A 19,140-nucleotide genomic window follows, 5' to 3' on the forward strand; every position below is an offset into this window, starting at 1 on the left:
GGCGAACCTGGCTTGAAAACTCTCTGGCGAGGGCTTTCTACCTTTTACCATTTGTTTGAAGGTTCACAACTTGCTTCTACGTCCTAGTCTCTATCACTGTTTCGACTACTTTTGCCTAATGGATAGCTTTTTTAAGGGGGGCTGGGGGGGATCATAATCTTGCGGAAAACTTTGAAAACACGCCCTAGCACTCCCAAGAAACTGTGGGGTCTCCCGCTATTGACCTTTAGTTTAGGATGGTGAAGTCTAAAATCTAGGTATAGCTATCTTGGTAGTTTTTATAACTAGCATTCTCCCATAGTAGGTCTGGAAAAGCAAGTTAACTAAACTCTATATCTAGAGTCTTTGGGTAAGCCCTGAGTTGGTATTGCGCTGTTGACATTGGCCTTTAGGATCCTCCACCATTCACAATTCGTTTTTATCTGGGTTCAAACTAAAAGGAATATTGAAAGTGATGAAGAAGCATAAAATCCAATTTCCACCTACAAATGTTCGAGAGCTTGGCCAAGATCAAGTCTATTTTTACCTTGTTAATGGAGAATCCAGGGAGAAGATCCGTCTACATGACTATGAGCGGATATTCGAAGTTCCTGAATTATACGAGCAGGTTGTATATGAGCGTCTGAAGTGCCAGTCTCCGTCAATTGTAGTGGATATCCTGGAGTCTGCTGTCTCTCAAGGGGACCAGAGCCTCAACGAGCTTCGGGTACTTGATCTTGGGGCAGGAAACGGGATAGTTGGTGAAAAGCTCAAACAACACGGAGTCTCACGGCTAATCGGAGTTGATATTATTCCCGAAGCCCAGGCTGCCACTGAGCGAGATCGTCCCGGAATCTACGATGAATTCTATGTGATGGATTTCTGCAATCTCAGTGATAAAGATCGTGATGAACTCAATTCTTGGTCACCTAACTGCCTGGTTTCAGTAGCAGCACTTGGGTTCGGTGACATACCAGCAAAGGCTTTCTTGGAAGCCTTTAATGTAATTAGCGAAAATGCCTGGGTTTCCTTTAATATCAAAGAAACCTTCCTTGATTCAAGTGATAATTCTGGATTTTCACAGCTGATTCGGAAACTGATCTTCTCAGAATTTTTGGATCTTTATCATCTCAAAAGGTATCGCCATCGGTTCTCCCTCGAAGGCGAAAAGCTCTATTACTTTGCCCTAGGGGGCAAAAAAAATTATGATGTTCCGCTCTCCTTAATAGACTCACTTGAATAGACTTACTTGGGTTGTCATCCTGACAGGGCAAACCTATATAAAATTGGGCTAACCGGGAAGCTAATATGCAGACAAACCGGTTATTGCCCAGTGACATACTCCCGACGTTGCCCTAACGGGACAACGCGGGCTTCTTACCAACACCAGCCATCGCCTCGGTTGCTCGGTAAGCTTTATTAACGACACGGGATGCCCCTCCGCGCCGGAACAATAAAAACAAGTTCTATTTTTAGCTGGTAGGTGGCGGTTAGCTCTTAATTTATATTCCCTACCATTCCTAGTATATCACATTGGTAAGCTCCGTTCCTCCGCTTACCCCGCTATCATCCCGACACTTACCCTATCGGGTAAAGTGCGGGGCTTCTCGCGGATCAGCTAAGTCTGATTGGGGGATTACAACCAAAGTAATCCTCCACAATCTGTAGTATACGCTCCGCCGCACGACCATCCCCAAAGGGATTAATGGCATTTGCCATCCCCTGATAAGCTACTGAATCACTCAATAACAAACTTGCCGCCCCCACCATCTGCTCTGGGTCAGTCCCTACCAACTTCCCAGTCCCAGCTGCGATCGCTTCCGGTCGTTCCGTGGTCTTACGCAATACCAGCACTGGCTTACCCAAACTCGGTGCTTCCTCCTGCAATCCGCCAGAATCAGTCATCACTAAATAACACCGTTGCATTGCTGCTACCAATTCCACATAATCCAGTGGTTCTGTTAAAAATACCCGCTCATGGTCACCTAACATTGCCCTTAGGGGTTCCCTGACCGTAGGATTACGATGGAGAGGTAACAATAACGCTGTATCTGGGAACTTATCTAAAATATGGAGGAACCCCTGGGCTATATCCTCCAGTGGTTTCCCCCAGTTTTCCCGACGGTGTACTGTTGCTAAAATCGTGCGGTATCCTTCCCAATCTAAACCCGGAACCTCACACACTGGTTCCCGCTCAGCTACCATCAACAGGGCATCAATCACCGTATTCCCAGTTTTATGAATTGCGCCAGTGACCCCAGACCCCTGCAAATGCTCTACTGCCAGGGGAGTGGGGGCAAAATGTAATTGAGTAATCTGAGAAATCAGCCGTCGATTGGCCTCCTCTGGATAGGGATTAAACAAATCATTGGTGCGCAATCCCGCCTCCACATGACCCACCGGGATACGTTGGTAAAAGGCTGCCAAGGCCGCAGCAAAGGCTGTAGTTGTATCCCCCTGCACAACTACCAACTGGGGCTGCAATTCCTGAAATAACTCCTCTAACCCCCGTAAACTCAAACAAGTAATATCTGTCAGAGTTTGCTTGGGCTGCATAATTTCTAGATCCCGATCCGCCCTCAAGTCAAACATCCCCATCACCTGGTCTACCATTTCCCGATGCTGACCCGTTAACACTACCTGAGTCTTAAATTTCCCAGAGCGTTGGAACTGAAGAATCACCGGAGCTAACTTAATTGCCTCCGGACGAGTCCCTAATGTGATACAGATTTGAATTGGAGACTTGGTTGAACCCTGGTTTAGGGTCTCGGGTGTAGGGTCTGGGGGAATTTCCAGGGGTTTCATAATTACAGCATTTCTCAATGGGGTGAGGTACTTTCGTTCTGGGTTTTAGGGAATAGGGAGTAGGGAATAGGGAGTAGGGGTAAGAGTCAGCGGGAGTGGGAAAACCGGGCGCGGGGAGGGAGGGAAGGGCTGCGAAAAATCTTCAACCGTTGCTACCCCTCAACACTCAACACTTAGCAATAACCCAAGCGAGTCAATAATAGAACAATTTCATCAATAGCATTACGGAGTTTAGCAGCAGATTGGTCAGATTGATTTACCAGAATACTAAGTACTAAGGTTTGATAGTCAGGAATATCAAGATAGCCTGATAAGGCTGAGACACCACTTAATGTACCAGTCTTAGCCTGGAGCTTACCAACAGCTGCGGTATCACGAAAGCGATCGCGTAAAGTTCCACTAACCTCAGCCGTAGCCAAGGATTCTCGATAAACCTGAGCTAATGGGGTTTGTGCCATCAGTCTCAGAGTTTGTGCGATCGCAAACGGACTAGCTAAATTATGGCGAGATAGCCCAGACCCATCAGCCATACTATAGCTTTTTGGGTCAACCCCTAACTCCGTTAAGCTCTGTTGAACAGCTCCCAGACCAAACTTAGGGCTAGACTCACTCCTTTCCTCTGTCTCCAGCTGGTGCAATAATGCCTCAGCATACAAATTATTACTCTGCTGATTGATTTCCTTCAACAATAGCGCTAACGGAAGAGATTCCACCGCTGCCAACTCTCTCGTTCTTTCTGTATTGGTTATCTGTGTATTATTCACATTAGCTGAACTTTCTTTTACCAATGCCTTAAGCACAGCAATTCCCTCAGCTTCCAGGATACGGCGGAAGGACTCCAGGAAATAATGGGCTGGGTCGCGAACTGCTAAGCCCCAGAAGTCTGGTGCAGCATCTGCCGCCAGTTGACCGTTAATCACTAACACCGGCTCACCTAAAACTCCCATTATTTCCACTGAGTATGGTATTCCTGCCTTACCGGTAACAGCACGATTATCCACACGCCACTGTTTAGCGGCTACCCCATCACTCCAACTAACGCGCAATGGTTTTCCTGGCTGTTGGGGCAATAGGGTTAGTCCGACAGTATTTTGATTGAGAATAAGTCGATTAACCGAAGCGCCATAGTATAGATAACTATCGCTCCACTCCCAGGTTGGATTGATAATACCATAGGGAGTATAGCCATCTTCTACAATTAACTGTTGCACCAACCTTACCCCTTGACCCTTTAGTTGTTGTGCCACATCTGTTAACTGGGTATTGCTTAAGCTTGGGTCTGCTTGTCCCACAATCCGTAAGGACGTCAAATAGGGGCTAGTGCCAGTACCATAAACCGGTGTACGAATCCGGTATTGCTCACCTAGTTCACGTAACACTGCTGCTGTGGTAAAGAGTTTGATATTGGATGCTGGAATAAAGAAACGTTCTGATTCAAGACTGTAGAGGGGAGCTGAGTCGGCTAAGGGTTGAATCAAAATGCCCCAACGCGATCGCATAAATTCGGGACGACTGATTATGGCATCAATGGCTGTAGTTAAGTCAGCAGGACAAATCTTGTCCCCAAAGGATTCCGGTTTCTCAACTACTTCAACTGCTGCCGGTGTCGCCATCACCCTTTGCTTGATGACTAACTGTACAGCTAACCACAACAGCAGCAAAGTTATTGGTTTTCCCCATCGATGTAAGGGATTTGGCATAACTCACAACTCATAACTCACAACTGACCCACTGACGCCCTCAGCACTCAAATCATTTGTCTAATCCGTTAATGACTAAACTATTAAAAATTACTCCTCAACGCTGGTTTATTATTCTCTCTCTATTGATTATTACACCATTAGGGATTTTTTCCAAGTATTACTCTGGTCTTGGAGAAAAATGGGTTCATGACTACTCTGGTGATATTTTGTATGAAATTTTTTGGTGTTTATTGATATTTTTTATTATCCCCAATCCCCAAGCAATAACCCGAATTACCTTAGGAGTTTTTAGCGTTACCTGTGCCATAGAATTATTACAACTTTGGCAAACCCCTATATTAGCACCGATTCGTGCTTCCTTAATCGGTAAATTTCTCTTAGGAACTACTTTTGTATGGTGGGATTTCCTCTATTATGCCATTGGCAGCGTCTTAGGTTGGCTATGGTTACGGCAAATTTCGCAGTTCGGTAAACTGATTAGATAATATAGCGGTTTTCAATTGGGTGAGGTTTTTAGGGAACAGGGAACAGGGAACAGGGAACAGGGAACAGGGAAAAAATGCTGTGTACCTGATTAGGCTAGAAACCGCTATAATCACAATTTCCAATTTCCAATTCCCAATCTTGACAATATCGATGCTACCCCGGACCCTAAATGAATTGTGATAATTTTTGTTTCCTGTTCCCGACTCCCGACTCCCGACTCCCTATTCCCTTTGTTATACCGGACTTAATATTACTCAAAACTAACGGATATTTCTACCTTGTCTTTTGGATCTAATCCAATATATTGAGCACGAATAGTAGTACCAGATTTAACAGGAACTAGGGGAGTCATGGAGCCTAAAGACAGTAAATCGCCTTTCTTCAAAACTTTACCTGATGCCTTCAAAGAATCTTTTAACCAAAGTACTACTTGTAACGGATTCCCTAATAAAGCACTACTTTTACCAACAGCTAACTGATTGCCAGCCTTATCTACCATTACAATCTTGATATTTTTTAATCGTTCTTCCCAATCAGGGGTAGCAGATAAAGGAATCGGTGTTCCTAAAACTCCCAAGCGAGCACCGACATTAATGGCTACCAAAGCAGTGCCATCAAGACTCACTTTTGGGTCATAAACTAAATCTGGCAGTTCCATGAAGGGAATGACAGCATCAAGAGCAGCTAATGCTTCTTTAGGGGTAGTAGCACTATTAATCTCTTCGCTACCAACTCTAACGATTAAGTCTCCTTCATATACAGGTCGAGCACCGAACTTGGCAGGGACAACCGCTCCACTGTTGAGCAACATCTTTTCGAGAAGTACACCTCGTATGGGTTCAGAGACTTTGAAGCGCTCTTGAGCAGCAGGATTAGTCAGTCCGGCTTTGTAACCTACAACTTTGCCTAAACTAGAGCTCAACTGTTGTACAAATTGGTCTTGCAAAGCCTGAGCTTGTTCAAAGGTTAGCTTAGTCGCAACTGCCCTAGCTGGGGTTTTGTTGAGATAGCTAGTTGTCAATTCCTCCACCAGACGAGCATCAGGGGTTTGATCTAAAACCTTACTAGGAGAGCTACTAGTTGAGTTGGAGTTCTTCTTAGCCCCAGTGAGGTTGCAGCTTGGCAGATATAGAACCGAAGCCAATAGTACAATTGCTAGGGAAATAGATTTGATATGTTGCATGGTGTTGCTAGAGCTGTTTTCAGGATTAAAACCATTTGGCATAACTCAAGAGCCGAAAATTGCTTCAGTTCCATTTTTTGGTGTTACTTATGAGTTACAGAAGGGGAAGTATACATATAGAGAATTCACGACCAAGAGGAGGTAACCATAAGGGTAGACAAAAGCTTAGACAAAAGCCTAGACAAAGGGGGGATGATTTCAGCTTATCCCATCACTGAATCAATACACTAGTTGATCTCGACTTTCGGCGAGCTAATCAGCAATCGGTAGTGTTGACGGTTAACTGTTAACGGTTGACTGAATACAGTCAGCCGTCAACGGGAAATCCGATTCCCTGTCTTCGAGGATCAGCTTCAATAGATTATTAATCCAAGTCAGATCATGTCCGGTTTAACACTGATCTCGGAACATCTGAAATGTTTAAGTGGAGTGTGAGCGTCTCACTGACTAGCCTATAGTCAGCTAGCAAAATCCTTACACTACAAAATAACAAGTAACAAGTAACGAGTAATAAGTAACAAGTCACAATTTCCCTGAATACGAAGTGATTAAGAGGTGCGCGCCCGTTCGCGCCCCGCGTTTGGCTTTGCCTAAAGGTGCGCGAATTTAATTCTTAATGGGTCAAGCGCACCTCCGGACTTGCTCTCATACCTTGGCGATTAGGAAATATATCAATAAGTAAAAATGAACCAATCACCAAACACTGGAACAATTTTAATCGTTGATGATAATCCCAATAATTTATCAGTTCTCTACAAAACTTTGGAAAGTGCTGGGTTTAAAGTCAGAGTAGAAATGGATGGTGAAGGAACTATTGAACAAGTAGAATATGAACCACCTGATCTCATATTGTTAGATGTAAATATGCCAGGTATTGATGGATTTGAAACCTGTAAAAAACTAAAAAATAATCCAATATCTAAAGATATTCCAATAATTTTTATGACCGCGTTTGCTGATATAAACCATAAGATAAAAGGATTATCTTATGGTGCAGTAGACTATATCCCAAAACCCTTTGAACAAGAAGAGGTATTAGCTAGAGTCAGGCTCCATTTAAAACTCAATTGTTTAAGCAAAACCCTTGCTGAACAAAATGCCTATCTCCAAGAGGCTAAACAAAAAGCAGAAGTAGCTAACCAAGCCAAGAGTGAATTCCTAGCTAACATGAGTCATGAACTCCGTACTCCCCTAAACGGTATTATAGGATATGCTCAAATTCTCCAACGTGAGGCGGCTAAAGCCGCCTCCAAAGGTGAACGAAATTTAACTGCCAAGCAACTGGAAGGCTTAAAAATTATTCAGAAAAGCGGTAGCCATTTGTTGACTTTGATCAACGATATCTTAGACTTTTCCAAAATCGAAGCTGGCAAAATGGCACTGTATTCCACAGAATTTAATTTACCAACCTTCTTAGAGGAAGTTGTGGGAATCATCCGCATGCGAGCTAGTGAAAAAGATATTGTGTTGAGATTTGAAGAAAAAAGTAATTTACCAACTGGTGTTAAGGCAGACGATAAACGGCTCCGACAGGTACTGATCAACTTGTTAGACAATGCAGTCAAATTTACCGACCAAGGCAATGTAACTTTCAACGTTGGAGTGATTCAAGACCAAAACCCTACCTCCCTTGATCAGGGGAAAGATTCCAAAATCCAACATCGGACGATTCGCTTTGAGGTGATTGATACCGGGATAGGAATTAGCCCTCAACAATTAGAGAATATTTTCCAACCCTTTGAACAAACGGGGGATAGCAAATATCGGGCAGCTGGAAGCGGCTTAGGCTTAGCCATATCTCGGCAGTTGGTGGAATTGATGGGAAGCCAACTAAACGTTAAAAGCGAGTTAAGTAAGGGGTCAATGTTTTGGTTTGATGTTGCCTTACCTGTGGTTAAAGTTACCGAAGCAAAACGGAATATTGCAGGTCAAGTGATGGGTTACCACGGAAAACGACGCAAACTGCTAGTGGTGGATGATAACAAAGAAAATCGGTTGGTATTACTCAACATGCTTGAACCGTTAGGCTTTGAGGTGGTAACGGCAGAAAATGGTCAGCAGGGATTGGATGTCGCCATAGCCATCCGACCCGATCTGATTTTGACTGATTTATTCATGCCGGTCAAAACTGCTTTTACCATGGTGCCAGAAATTCGGGAAATACCCGATCTGAAAAATGTGCCGATCATTGCCCTTTCAGCCCGTACTTTTGACATAGTCCAGAAGCAGAGTCAGATGCTGGGCTGTGAAGGTTTTATACCGAAACCCGTTGACCAGGATCAGTTACTTGCTTTGTTGGAGCAGCTGTTGCAATTGGAGTGGGTTGATGACTGAGGTACTGTAATATCAAGTTTGGTTGAATACCCATAATTAAGGAGAAGGTGGGAAGTTGGTTCGTGTGGGAAGTGTGGGGAGATGGGGAAATGGGGAAATAGGGTAGATTTTTATTAAAGGTAATTATCCTGACATGATATGAGACCAATTTTCGTAAGCATTCAGCATATGCGCTACGCCCATATGCTTACCTTTCCCTTTTAACCTTTAACTTTTTTGAGATTTATTAAGTTACTCAGGTATTTTTAAAAAAAGTATAAGACTAAATCATTTCATGTCCGAGAGGATCGGTATTGTAATATGTTGGGAATAGGTATTAGGTATTAGGTAATTGTGATTACTCCTGTAGGATTAGTTATTACCCATTACCTATTATCCATTACTTACTATAGTAGTTTTAAATTCGGTGAAGTACTTTCGTCTTGGGTTAATGGGAGTAGGGAGTAGGGAGTAGGGAGTAGGGAGTAGGAATGGGTGCATCTCAATGGATGAAATTATGCAAGAGTGAGATTCACCCAATAATTGACGCAAACACTATCAGAAAAATACTTTTGCAAGAGGTTTATTCACACAGTACTGGATAATATCATACTAAAGGACTTGATAAGTGTAACGGTTAAAGACTTATGCGACGACGGGAATTCAATCAACTCCCTTGGTTTTTCCTTGGTTTGGGATTGGCTAACTGTACTCACAATTTCCAATCATTAAGACAATCATCAAGACAATCATCAACCTTTGACACAGCTAAAACACTTAGCATCTGGTGGCAACAGGGTTTTTATCCAGAAGAAACGGATGCACTCCGGACAATCATCGACAAGTGGGAAAAAAACAGTGGGATTAAAGTTCAATTAGTCATCATACCTCAGAAGGATATTCTCAAAGAAATCGAGAGTGCGATCGCATCAGGTAACCCTCCTGACATTTTCTATGCAGGGGTAGCAGACTTGACCATTATTCCCCGTCTGGCATGGAATAATCAACTGGTAGATGTGTCTGATGTGATACAGCCTCTGAAAAACTGGTACAGTGAAGGGGTTCTGGCTGGAGTCAATTATCAAAACAAAGTTGCTAAAAAACGTAGCTACTATGCTGTACCAATTATGCAATCAGCCATCCATATTCACTACTGGCAAGACATCCTGACCGAGATTGGTCAGGCAAAGGGGTCAATTCCCAGAGATTGGCAGGGATTTTGGCGGTTTTGGGAGGAGGTTCAGGGACAATTGCGTCAGAGCAGTTATCCCAATATGTATAGTATCGGCATGCCTATGTCCCTGAGCTTAGATACCTACAACAATTTTGAGCAATTTCTAGAAGCCTACAATGTCAAACTAATTGATAAAAATGGCAAGTTACGCTTAGACGACTCCCAAGTTAAGCAAGGCATTGAGGCAGCTCTAAGGCAATATACCCGTTTTTATATCAATAAGAATGTGCCACCGGATGCCGTAGATTGGGATAATACAGGCAACAATGTAACGTTACTCAGCCGCACTAGCCTGATGACGGTCAATCATACTCTCTCAGTTCCAGGTTCCCAACGACAAGATCCTGAAATTTACACCAAGCAACTTTCTACAGTTAAGTGGCCCAATAAACCTAGTGGGGAACTGATGAGATTCATCATAGAGATCAAACAGGTCATTCTCTTTAAAGCCTCCACAAAACAGGAGTATGCCAAGAATTTTCTCTCATATTTGGCACAACCGCAAAACTTACAAGCCTACACAGAAGGGTCTCAGGGTCGATACTTACCCGTGATGCCGAAACTGTTTGAAAAACCCTTTTGGAAAAATCCCAGTGATCCTCATATTTCTGTGGCGCTACAGCAGTTACAAAACACCCGACCAGCTTATCAAGTGTTAAACCCAGCTTATAGTGAAGTGGCTGCTCAAAACGTTTGGGGGGAAGTGATTAGAAAAATTGTGGTGGATAATTTGTCAATTAAGCAAGCAACTAATCGAGCTATTGATAAAATTAATAAAATTTTTTCTAATTGGTATAAACCTAGTTAGATTATTCGTTATCACAATAATTGTTATCGCATTCTTATTTTAATTTTGAAGATAAGATTGATATAAAAAGGGAACAGGTAACAGGGTCGATATATCGTAATTACGATGGAGTTTTTGGTGTTATGAGCAAGGGATATAGCGCCGCCCTGCATCCCTTAAAACCATCTTTATAGCATGCCTGTTGTCTGTTGCCTGTTGTCTGTTGCCTGTTGTCTGTTGCCTGTTGCCTGTTGCCTTAAAAAGATAAGCAATGTCACTCAAAGGTTGCTGATAATTGCTATAGTTATGAGTCAGGTGTTGCATTAAATTATATTATAGCACCTCAAGTAGCGTGGCCATAGGCCAATGCTGATAGCACCTCAAGTAGCGTGGCCATTCGCGTAGCGTGGCCATAGGCCAAGGCCAAGGCTGATAGCTCAGTCCCTACAAAGGATTGAGTTGACGCAAAAAGCTAAATTTTAGAGCTTATTATGATTGTTATGATCAAATTAACTCAAAAAACATTACTGTCAAAGCTGGTCAATTACTTTTCACTTTTATCAGTTGTTACGGTAACTATTGTAGCCATTACTGCTTATAGTTTAGCTAGAAAAGCTCTCAAACAATCTGTCTTTGATCGACTCAGTGTTGCTGTGTCTATCAAATCTGCTGAACTCAATCAATGGTTTAACAATCAGCGCCAAGATGTGCTGTTATCGGCTCAGTTACCAGAAATCCGAAGACAAGCCGAGGTCTTGCTGAGCAGCAAAAGGTCTCAAACCAGGTCAAGAGATTACAAAATCGCCTATAATAGCATTTCAGAATACCTGACTGATTTAGCTGCCATTAAGCCTAATCTAAGAGAAATTTCCCTGCTCACAACTGGTGGGATTATCATTTTTTCAACTAACAAAACTTTGGAGGGCAACTATCAACCCCTTGGTGCGACTACCACTTACTTCACCCGAGATCAAACGGACATTAAGCCAACGTTTTATAGCTCTTCAAGAACAGGCAAAACAGCCATCACTTTTGCCACACCCGTCCTTAACCAATCCGGTAACCGTATAGGAGTGATTTCCATTACTCTCGATCTTCAAGAAGTGGATCACCTAATTCGAGACCGTACTGGCTTAGGTAAGAGTGGCGAAACCTATCTAGTCGGTCGATTGGAACGAAAAAATATATTCATCGCCTCAGGTCAGTTTGAGAATCAAAAATACTCTAAGGGAATTAGTAGTTTGGGTATTGATAGCGCTACCCAAGGAAAAAATAGTTCTGGGCTTTATCAGAATTACGATGGGATACCTGTGATCGGTGTGTATCAGTGGTTGGAGAAACAGAACCTGGCGTTACTAGCTGAGATGAGTCAGCAAGAAGCTTTTGCTCCCGCTCGTCGGCTAGCTGGGAACATTGTGCTGATTGGATTGAGTTCTACTGGACTGCTCCTAGTAGGGGTTTATCTACTATCAAGCCAGATTACCAAACCGATTCGGGCAATCACAGAGGCAGCTATTCAGGTAGCTAGTGGCAATCTAAACCATAAAGCTCCTGTGTTGAGTGACGATGAAACTGGAGTGTTGGCTCAGTCATTTAACCAGATGGCACAGCAATTGCAGGATTCTTTTACGGCTCTAGAGAAAACGAATCAGGGTTTAGAAATCCGAGTGCAAGAACGTACTGTGGAATTAGGGAAAGCTAAAGAAGCTGCGGAAGTTGCTAACCAAGCTAAAAGCCAATTTTTAGCTAACATCAGCCATGAATTGCGCACTCCCCTCAATAGCATCTTAGGCTATGCCAGAATTCTCCAGCGCGATACAGCTAAAGTTGATACCCAAAACGATGGCGTCAAGGGCAGCACCCCAATGAGCGATCGCAATTTAAGACACCAGCAAATACAAGGTTTAAAAATTATAGAGCAAAGTGGAACCTATCTATTGACCCTAATTAACGATCTCTTAGACTTCTCTAAAATCGAAGCCCGTAAGATGGAACTCTACCCCCGTGAGGTTCATTTTCCAAGCTTCTTGGAAGGGGTAGTTGGTATTATCCGCATGGGAGCTAATGAAAAAAATATATTGTTTAACTATAAAACTCAAGGTAACCTACCCACAGGGGTTAAGTTAGATCAGAAAAGGTTACGACAGGTTTTACTCAATCTATTAGGTAATGCAGTTAAATTTACTGACCAAGGTAATGTCACATTTAATGTTGGAGTCATTGAGAAACAAAACCCTATCTTAGGAATATCGAAGTCTTCCAACACCAGGATTCAAGGGGGAGATTATAACATCGATTCTCGGACGATCCGCTTTGAAGTGATCGATACTGGCATAGGAATCAGTCCTCAACAGTTAGATAAAATCTTCCAACCCTTTGAACAAGTAGGGGATACCGAGCGTCGGATAGCTGGAGCGGGTTTGGGCTTAGCTATTAGTCAGCAAATCGTTAACTTGATGGGAAGTAAACTAAAGGTTAAAAGTCAATTGGGCAAAGGTTCAACATTTTGGTTTGATGTTACCTTACCTGTGATAGATATTGTTGCCAAAGCTGAACCAGATATTGCTGTTAAAGGGTTGATTTATAAAGGAAAACGACGTAAACTGTTAGTGGTGGATGACATAACAGAAAATCGCTTGGTATTGCTAAATATGCTGAAACCTTTGGGTTTTGAAGTGGTATTAGCCCAGAATGCTCAGCAAGCATTGGAGCTGGCCAGGGTAATTGGACCGGATCTGATTTTAACGGATTTATTCATGCCTTTTAAAACGGGTTTCACGATGATTCCGGAACTACGACAGATACCGGAAATGAAGCATGTACCAATTATTGCCTTCTCTGCTAACAATTGGGATGTTGTCAAGAAAGAGACTCAGAAACTTGGCTGTGATGCTTTTCTGCCGAAACCAGTTGACGAGCAGAAATTACTGGCATTATTGGAGAAGTATTTACAATTGCAGTGGGTTGATCAAGAGGTGTCGTAAGCATATGCGCTACGCGCACGCTGCGCGAACAGCAGTCAGCAGTCAGCAGTCAGATTAAAATAAACCTATGCAGGCCTATGGCCACGCTACGGGAACGGTAGAATTTAAGATTGAGATATTAATGAGAATTTAAAGTCTGGGGATTTGCCCATCAAAGCTAATGCGCCTAGCGCATTAGCTGATAGCTGATAGCTGATAGCTGATAGCTGATAGCTGATAGCTGATAGCTGATAGCTGATAGCTGATAGCTGATAGCTGATAGCTGATAGCTGATAGCTGATAGCGTACACTGTTTAGTTATCCAAAAAATTACTTTTTTAACAGTAATAATGTAGTCAATATTAGCACTAAAATTGCTTCAGTTCCCAAAAGACCGTAGATGGTTTGTCTTTGCTCAGGGGTGGCGGCAAAATAATCGATAAATACTGTGTAAATAATAAACTGAGAGAGAATTCCCACTAAACACAATCCAATGCCCCACACTTGTCGCTGCCAAAGTCCAATCACTGCTGCTGTATCGAGAATGCCATAAAAAACATCGCCAATTCTCCAGGTTAAAGGTGTTTCTAACCACGGTATTTCACCAAAACCTGCTATATTACTAAAGTGGACAATCGCGCCATAGGCAAAGACAAAGGCAATAATTCTTAAATAAATGCTCATCCAAGGGCGTTCTGTAGCTTCGATAAAATAGTCCACCATAGGTCATACGTCCGTGAAAAAAACTACTTTTGTCCACCTTAAGGATAGTGCTCTTAGGGGCTTATTCTTTGGCAAAATGACCACGATTGGTTCATCGGTAGGAGTAGAGTTGTCACGTCTGCACAACGGTTTCGAGGTTCAAGAATCATGCAGCGACGCCAATTTACTCGACTATCCTTGTTCTTATTTGGTCTGGGGTTAGCTGACTGTAGTAAGAATCAAGTTGAGTCTACCAAAGGATTTACGATAAACCGGAGTAATTCGCTGCGCATCTGGTGGAGTCAGGGTTATTATCCAGAGGAAACTGATGCACTCAAAGAAATCATCGCCAGGTGGACACAAAAGAGTGGAATTAAGGTTGAGCTTAGCCTTTTATCTGAAAAAGATACGTTAAAGGAACTCAATAATGCGATCGCAGCAGGCAACCCTCCGGACATCTTCTATAGTATTGAAGCGGATACCCAGATCATCCCCCGTCTAGCATGGAACAACCAATTGGCAGATGTTTCTGAGGTAGTAGAACCTCTCGAAAAGCTATACACTGGCAGTGTTCTACAGAGTGTCACTTACCTGAACAATGTGGCGAAGAAGCGCAGCTACTATGCTGTCCCGATCATGCAGTATTCAGTCTACATTCACTGTTGGCAAGACTTACTGGCAGCTATTGGTAAGACACCAGACGCGATTCCTAAGGATTGGCAAGGGTTTTGGCAGTTTTGGCACTTCGCTCAACAGCAACTACGTCACCAGGGTCAACAGACTATTTATGGTATTGGTTTACCCATGTCCGAGGCTTCTGATACCTTCGACATTTTTGAAAACTTCCTAGAAGCTTACAATGTCAAACTGATCAACTCCAATGGTCGGTTACGCTTAGATAATCCCCAAGTGCATCAGGGGATTACCGCTGCCTTAGCGAAATATACCAACTTCTATAAGAATGGTACGGTACCACCGGAAGCAGTGGATTGGGGAAACACTGATAATAATATTGCCTTTCTTAGCCGCACTACTTTAATGACAGCTAACCCATCCCTATCGATTCCCGGTTCCCAACGGCAAGATCAGGCAATTTACACCAAGCAACTTGCTACTGTGCCATGGCCGAACAAGCCAAAGGTCGAGCCTATGAAACCCATCGCTTCAATTGGGCAGGTAATTCTGTTGGAAAGATCGGATAAAAAGCAGGTTGCTAAGGATTTCTTGTTCTATTTGGTACAACCACAAAATCTGGAAACATACATCCAAGGTTCTCAAGGGCGATTTGTTTCTGTTTTGCCTAAAGCTTTACCAGACCGATTCTGGAATGATGGAACAGATCCCCATATTTCAGTGGCTCTAAAGCAGTTACAACAAACGACCCGTCTACCCTATCAAGTCTTCACCCCAATTTACGCTGAAGTACAATCCCAGAATGTTTGGGGTAAAGCGATTAGAACAATAGTTGTAGATGGTTTGTCTGTGGCGCAAGCTACCCATCAAGCGATCGCACAAATCAAGCAAATTTTTGCTGATTGGAAGTGATCATAGGTATTAGTCAATCCCCCTTTTGTTGCCCCACTGAAGGTCTGTTCCCCCTCTTCCGGAACAGTAACTGGTTTTCTTAGGGCAATATTTGCAGTTAGAGTGGGTATATCAGCCAATATCTCAACAGCCTGTAGCTTGATCACAGGCAGGACTTACGCACACAATCCATGGGTAGGGTGGGCAAAACCTTGCCCACCCTACAGGTAGCGTTAAATTGAGGGATTTGCGTAAGTCCTAACAGGGGTCAAAACCCAGTTGTGATCAACGCTTTGTAGTACCCCCCCTCAGGAAATGGAAGTGCTCTATAAACTTGGCGATGCTGGGCAGTATGACAAAAATTCGCCCAGGAACTCACTATCGGGTTTCGTGGGCGAGTTGTGAAAATCCAGAAGTCCAAAATTCCTGGTAGTGCGGGCAGGATGCCCGCGTGAGAGTTCACAATCGATTAGACCTCTCAGGAAAGCGCGGTTTTAGCTCAATTGGGGCAAGACTTCCAGAATCTTTTTCGCTTCTGTTGTCTATTGAGACCCCCATGAGAGTTCACAACCTCCGCCAGAATTGCTGTAAGCATATGCGCTACAGATGGTGCTACTTGAGGTGCAGTCAGCAGTCAGCCGTTGGCCTTGGCCGTTGGCCACGCTACGGGAATGGCTGATCGCTGAATACTTAGGAATTGCTATACCTCGAACCAGTCGATGAAAACTACATTCCCAAAGCCCACCAAACTCAAAAACTTAGCCGAAGGGTTTCAATAACAAGCAATTGTTACCTTGTTTAAAGATTATCTGCATCTGGAATAAAATCCATGAGTGTAATTGCTAAAACAAATGACTTTGAATTAAAAAAGTATACCATATTGATTATTGATGATAATCCCACAAATTTAAGGGTTGCCTTTGATTATTTAGAAGATTGTGGATTCACAATTTTAGTATCCCAAGATGGTGAAAGTGGGTTAAAACGCGCTAAGTATGCCCATCCTAAAATTATTTTACTGGATGTTTTGATGCCAGGTATAGATGGCTTTGAAACCTGCTGTCGCTTGAAGGCGGATCCGGCTACCAAAGATATTCCTGTAATTTTTATGACGGCGTTATCCAGTACCGAGGATCAGGTGAAAGGATTTGAAGTTGGGGGAGTCGATTATGTCACTAAGCCACTCCAACATGAGCAACTCTTAACTCGGATAATCAACCATTTACGGATTCAGGAGTTAACTGAAAAGCTGCAACTTCAAAATCAGGAGTTAAGAGGTTGTCTGAGAAGTATTATTGGCTACATCCAAGCCCCCGTTGGTCCCCCAATTTTGGGGGACTTTTAGAAGCAAATTGACTCTTGTTCCCCCCAACGTTGGGGGGCTAGGGGGGCAAAATTCAGTATCAAAAAACTTTTCAGATATCCTCTAAAACAACAAGCCATTGAACTTGCAAAAGCTAAAGAAGCTGCTGAATTAGCTAGCCAAGCCAAAAGTGAATTCCTCTCCAATATGACTCATGAACTGCGTACTCCTCTCAATGGCATTTTAGGTTATGCCCAAATCCTCCAACGGGATAAAACCGCTAGCCCTAAACAAAAGCATAGTATCGATCTCGTTTACCAATGTGGTACTCACTTGCTCAACTTGATCAATGACATCTTAGAGCTGTCGAAAATTGAAGCCAGGAAAATGGAACTGTTGCCGAAAGAGATTCATTTTCCTACTTTGTTGATCTCGGTTGTAGAAATCTGCCGTATCAAAGCTCAGCAAAAGGGTATCTCTTTTATTTATCAACCATCATCCTGTCTACCAGCAGGGATTGTGGCTGATGAAAAACGACTGCGACAAGTTCTGATTAACCTCCTGAGCAATGCTCTTAAGTTTACTGACCATGGCGGAGTAACCTTCAAGGTAGAGGTTATCAGTAACGATAAAGCCGTACAACCCCCACTCCCTAGGATTTATAGAGATCAGCAAGAGGGGGAAGTTATCACAGACAAAATCATGCCACTAATAGGCAAAGCTCCCGAATCACCCATGGTTAGAATTCGATTTCAAATCGAAGATACTGGCATCGGACTCAACCCAGAAGAATTGGAAACAATATTTTTACCCTTTGAACAATTTGGGGATAGTGCTATTCGAGATCAAGGCACTGGTCTGGGATTAGCTATTAGCCAGAAAATTGTTAATCTCATGGGAAGTCATATCAAAGTTGAAAGTACTTCTGGCAAGGGTAGTGTTTTTTCTGTGGATTTGGATTTACCTACTACCACAGTAATGGATCACAAAACTAAAATTTATACCAATACTATCGTTGGTTTTCAGGGCAAGGTGCGTAAAATAGTAGTGGTAGATGACAAACCCAAGAATCGCTCTTTTATTGTTAATTTTTTACAACCTCTGGGATTTAAACTTTTGGAAGCGAGTAATGGGGTTGAGGGTTTGGAAAAAGCCATAGAATTTCACCCTGACTTAATTATTACTGACTTAGTGATGCCAGTGATGGATGGCTTTGAAATGATGCGACGTATCCGCTCATCAGAGCAATTGAAACAGATCATGGTAATCGCGACATCTGCCAGTGTTTATGAATTAGAACACCAACAGAGTCAGGATATAGGCTGGATCGATATTCTTTCTAAGCCTGTGAACGTTGAAGAATTACTCGATAAATTAAAGCGGCATCTGCAACTGGAATGGGTATATGAACAGTATGATACCGAAGTATCAAAAATCAAAATTGAATCTGTTAAAAAAGTTCTGCCAGAGGCTATTGTACCTCCCCCAGCTGATGTATTAGCTGAACTTTATGACCTGGCCAAGAAAGGGAATATGTTCGCGATTATTAAATCCGCATAAAATCTTAAACAATTAGATGATAAGTTTGTGACCTTTGCTCAGACTATATCTAATTATGCTGATGAATTTCAATTAAAAAAAATTCTAATATTGATAGAAAAGTATCTTGAAAAGAATTAGTATAGCGCAGGGAATCGGGAATCGGGAATCGGGAATCGGGAAAGAGAGGGAAGTGTGGGAAGTGTGGGAAGTGTGGGGAGATGGGGAGATGGGGAGATGGGGAGATGGGGAGATGGGGAGATGGGGAGATGGGGAGATTTTTATTAAGAGTAATTATCCGGACATGATATAAACGCTATATTCAGCCTGTTAATTATTAATTAATGAAATAGGTATTGATGAATTAAAACTATAATTTATTAACCGGAAAAGGTATCTAGTTTTTATCATATTTATGAGGTACATTAAATTTTATTACCCCGACTCCCGACTCCCGACCCCCTACTCCCGACTCCCGACTCCCTACTCCCGACTCCCGACTCCCTACTCCCTACTCCCGACTCCCGACTCCCGACTCCCGACTCCCTACTCCCTACTCCCGACTCCCTACTCCCGACTCCCTACTCCCTAAAAACCAAAATTTTGTACCTTACTTAAT

17 protein-coding genes are annotated in these 19,140 nt (G+C 42.8%); 10 read left to right on the top strand and 7 right to left on the bottom strand.

Translation table 11 applies throughout. The features are described from left to right. Positions 1–454 precede the first annotated feature (454 nt). A complete protein-coding gene (locus tag F6K46_RS30945) occupies positions 455–1,222 on the top strand; it encodes a class I SAM-dependent methyltransferase (RefSeq protein WP_293065089.1) in 768 nt (255 codons plus the stop codon). A 371-nt stretch (positions 1,223–1,593) separates the two neighbouring features. Here the strand turns inward: F6K46_RS30945 and wecB are convergent, their stop codons facing one another. Together wecB and dacB are read right to left on the bottom strand one after the other, a co-directional pair. Beyond that, complete coding sequence (gene wecB / locus F6K46_RS30950) at positions 1,594–2,784, bottom strand: UDP-N-acetylglucosamine 2-epimerase (non-hydrolyzing) (protein ID WP_293065026.1); 1,191 nt, start codon at positions 2,782–2,784, stop codon at positions 1,594–1,596. A gap of 173 nt (positions 2,785–2,957) precedes the next feature. Next, positions 2,958–4,484, bottom strand: a complete 1,527-nt coding sequence (dacB, locus tag F6K46_RS30955; protein ID WP_293065024.1) for a D-alanyl-D-alanine carboxypeptidase/D-alanyl-D-alanine-endopeptidase — start codon at positions 4,482–4,484, stop codon at positions 2,958–2,960. A 71-nt stretch (positions 4,485–4,555) separates the two neighbouring features. Between dacB and F6K46_RS30960 the strand changes: the two genes are divergently transcribed. Continuing rightward, positions 4,556–4,972, top strand: coding sequence for a DUF2809 domain-containing protein (locus F6K46_RS30960; protein ID WP_293065022.1), 417 nt, complete (start codon positions 4,556–4,558; stop codon positions 4,970–4,972). On the opposite strand, the gene F6K46_RS30965 is transcribed toward F6K46_RS30960, so the two are convergent. Together F6K46_RS30965 and F6K46_RS30970 are read right to left on the bottom strand one after the other, a co-directional pair. Continuing rightward, a complete protein-coding gene (locus tag F6K46_RS30965; RefSeq protein ID WP_293065021.1) occupies positions 4,934–5,095 on the bottom strand; it encodes a hypothetical protein in 162 nt (53 codons plus the stop codon). The two genes, F6K46_RS30960 and F6K46_RS30965, sit on opposite strands and share 39 nt — an antisense overlap. A gap of 128 nt (positions 5,096–5,223) precedes the next feature. After that, the gene (locus F6K46_RS30970) at positions 5,224–6,198 is read right to left on the bottom strand and encodes a hydratase (RefSeq protein ID WP_293065018.1); all 975 of its coding nucleotides are present in this window, start codon (positions 6,196–6,198) and stop codon (positions 5,224–5,226) included. 642 nt (positions 6,199–6,840) lie between these two features. Here F6K46_RS30970 and F6K46_RS30975 point away from each other — a divergent pair. The 3 genes from F6K46_RS30975 to F6K46_RS30985 all read left to right on the top strand — a co-directional run bounded on the left by F6K46_RS30975 (position 6,841) and on the right by F6K46_RS30985 (position 13,474). Next, positions 6,841–8,490 (top strand): response regulator, encoded by a 1,650-nt coding sequence (locus F6K46_RS30975; RefSeq protein WP_293065015.1) that lies wholly within the window; start codon positions 6,841–6,843, stop codon positions 8,488–8,490. Positions 8,491–9,116: 626 nt separating this feature from the next. Continuing rightward, a complete protein-coding gene (locus F6K46_RS30980) occupies positions 9,117–10,511 on the top strand; it encodes an ABC transporter substrate-binding protein (protein ID WP_075896349.1) in 1,395 nt (464 codons plus the stop codon). A 479-nt stretch (positions 10,512–10,990) separates the two neighbouring features. Continuing rightward, positions 10,991–13,474 (top strand): hybrid sensor histidine kinase/response regulator, encoded by a 2,484-nt coding sequence (locus F6K46_RS30985; protein ID WP_293065012.1) that lies wholly within the window; start codon positions 10,991–10,993, stop codon positions 13,472–13,474. 104 nt (positions 13,475–13,578) lie between these two features. Here F6K46_RS30985 and F6K46_RS30990 read toward each other — a convergent pair whose 3' ends face one another. Further along, complete coding sequence (locus tag F6K46_RS30990; protein ID WP_293065009.1) at positions 13,579–13,764, bottom strand: hypothetical protein; 186 nt, start codon at positions 13,762–13,764, stop codon at positions 13,579–13,581. A gap of 19 nt (positions 13,765–13,783) precedes the next feature. Continuing rightward, positions 13,784–14,176, bottom strand: a complete 393-nt coding sequence (locus F6K46_RS30995) for a hypothetical protein (protein ID WP_293065006.1) — start codon at positions 14,174–14,176, stop codon at positions 13,784–13,786. A gap of 147 nt (positions 14,177–14,323) precedes the next feature. Between F6K46_RS30995 and F6K46_RS31000 the strand changes: the two genes are divergently transcribed. Beyond that, complete coding sequence (locus F6K46_RS31000; protein ID WP_293065003.1) at positions 14,324–15,700, top strand: ABC transporter substrate-binding protein; 1,377 nt, start codon at positions 14,324–14,326, stop codon at positions 15,698–15,700. On the opposite strand, the gene F6K46_RS31005 is transcribed toward F6K46_RS31000, so the two are convergent. Continuing rightward, positions 15,655–15,846: a hypothetical protein gene (locus tag F6K46_RS31005; protein WP_293065000.1), complete on the bottom strand. Its 192-nt coding sequence runs from the start codon at positions 15,844–15,846 to the stop codon at positions 15,655–15,657. The genes F6K46_RS31000 and F6K46_RS31005 overlap by 46 nt on opposite strands. A gap of 662 nt (positions 15,847–16,508) precedes the next feature. Between F6K46_RS31005 and F6K46_RS31010 the strand changes: the two genes are divergently transcribed. The 4 genes from F6K46_RS31010 to F6K46_RS31025 all read left to right on the top strand — a co-directional run bounded on the left by F6K46_RS31010 (position 16,509) and on the right by F6K46_RS31025 (position 19,113). Next, positions 16,509–17,024, top strand: a complete 516-nt coding sequence (locus F6K46_RS31010; protein ID WP_293064997.1) for a response regulator — start codon at positions 16,509–16,511, stop codon at positions 17,022–17,024. 96 nt (positions 17,025–17,120) lie between these two features. Next, positions 17,121–18,542, top strand: a complete 1,422-nt coding sequence (locus tag F6K46_RS31015; protein WP_293065029.1) for an ATP-binding protein — start codon at positions 17,121–17,123, stop codon at positions 18,540–18,542. Between the two features lie 106 nt (positions 18,543–18,648). Further along, on the top strand, positions 18,649–18,834 hold the full coding sequence (locus F6K46_RS31020; protein ID WP_293064994.1) for a hypothetical protein: 186 nt from the start codon (positions 18,649–18,651) through the stop codon (positions 18,832–18,834). Positions 18,835–18,936: 102 nt separating this feature from the next. Beyond that, the gene (locus tag F6K46_RS31025; RefSeq protein ID WP_293117695.1) at positions 18,937–19,113 is read left to right on the top strand and encodes a hypothetical protein; all 177 of its coding nucleotides are present in this window, start codon (positions 18,937–18,939) and stop codon (positions 19,111–19,113) included. Positions 19,114–19,140 lie beyond the last annotated feature (27 nt).

Origin of the sequence: Moorena sp. SIO3E8 (assembly GCF_010692445.1) — a bacterium.
In the GTDB taxonomy this organism is placed as follows: domain Bacteria; phylum Cyanobacteriota; class Cyanobacteriia; order Cyanobacteriales; family Coleofasciculaceae; genus Moorena; species Moorena bouillonii.

Bases quoted from the DNA above. Each gene is read 5' to 3' on its own strand.
- F6K46_RS31010 (WP_293064997.1), top strand. From the start codon at position 16,509: ATGAGTGTAATTGCTAAAACAAATGACTTTGAATTAAAAAAGTATACC.
- F6K46_RS30975 (WP_293065015.1), top strand. From the start codon at position 6,841: ATGAACCAATCACCAAACACTGGAACAATTTTAATCGTTGATGATAAT.
- F6K46_RS30945 (WP_293065089.1), top strand. From the start codon at position 455: ATGAAGAAGCATAAAATCCAATTTCCACCTACAAATGTTCGAGAGCTT.
- wecB (WP_293065026.1), bottom strand. From the start codon at position 2,784: ATGAAACCCCTGGAAATTCCCCCAGACCCTACACCCGAGACCCTAAAC.
- F6K46_RS31000 (WP_293065003.1), top strand. From the start codon at position 14,324: ATGCAGCGACGCCAATTTACTCGACTATCCTTGTTCTTATTTGGTCTG.
- F6K46_RS30960 (WP_293065022.1), top strand. From the start codon at position 4,556: ATGACTAAACTATTAAAAATTACTCCTCAACGCTGGTTTATTATTCTC.
- F6K46_RS30985 (WP_293065012.1), top strand. From the start codon at position 10,991: ATGATCAAATTAACTCAAAAAACATTACTGTCAAAGCTGGTCAATTAC.
- F6K46_RS30980 (WP_075896349.1), top strand. From the start codon at position 9,117: ATGCGACGACGGGAATTCAATCAACTCCCTTGGTTTTTCCTTGGTTTG.
- F6K46_RS31025 (WP_293117695.1), top strand. From the start codon at position 18,937: ATGAGGTACATTAAATTTTATTACCCCGACTCCCGACTCCCGACCCCC.
- dacB (WP_293065024.1), bottom strand. From the start codon at position 4,484: ATGCCAAATCCCTTACATCGATGGGGAAAACCAATAACTTTGCTGCTG.
- F6K46_RS30995 (WP_293065006.1), bottom strand. From the start codon at position 14,176: ATGGTGGACTATTTTATCGAAGCTACAGAACGCCCTTGGATGAGCATT.
- F6K46_RS30970 (WP_293065018.1), bottom strand. From the start codon at position 6,198: ATGCCAAATGGTTTTAATCCTGAAAACAGCTCTAGCAACACCATGCAA.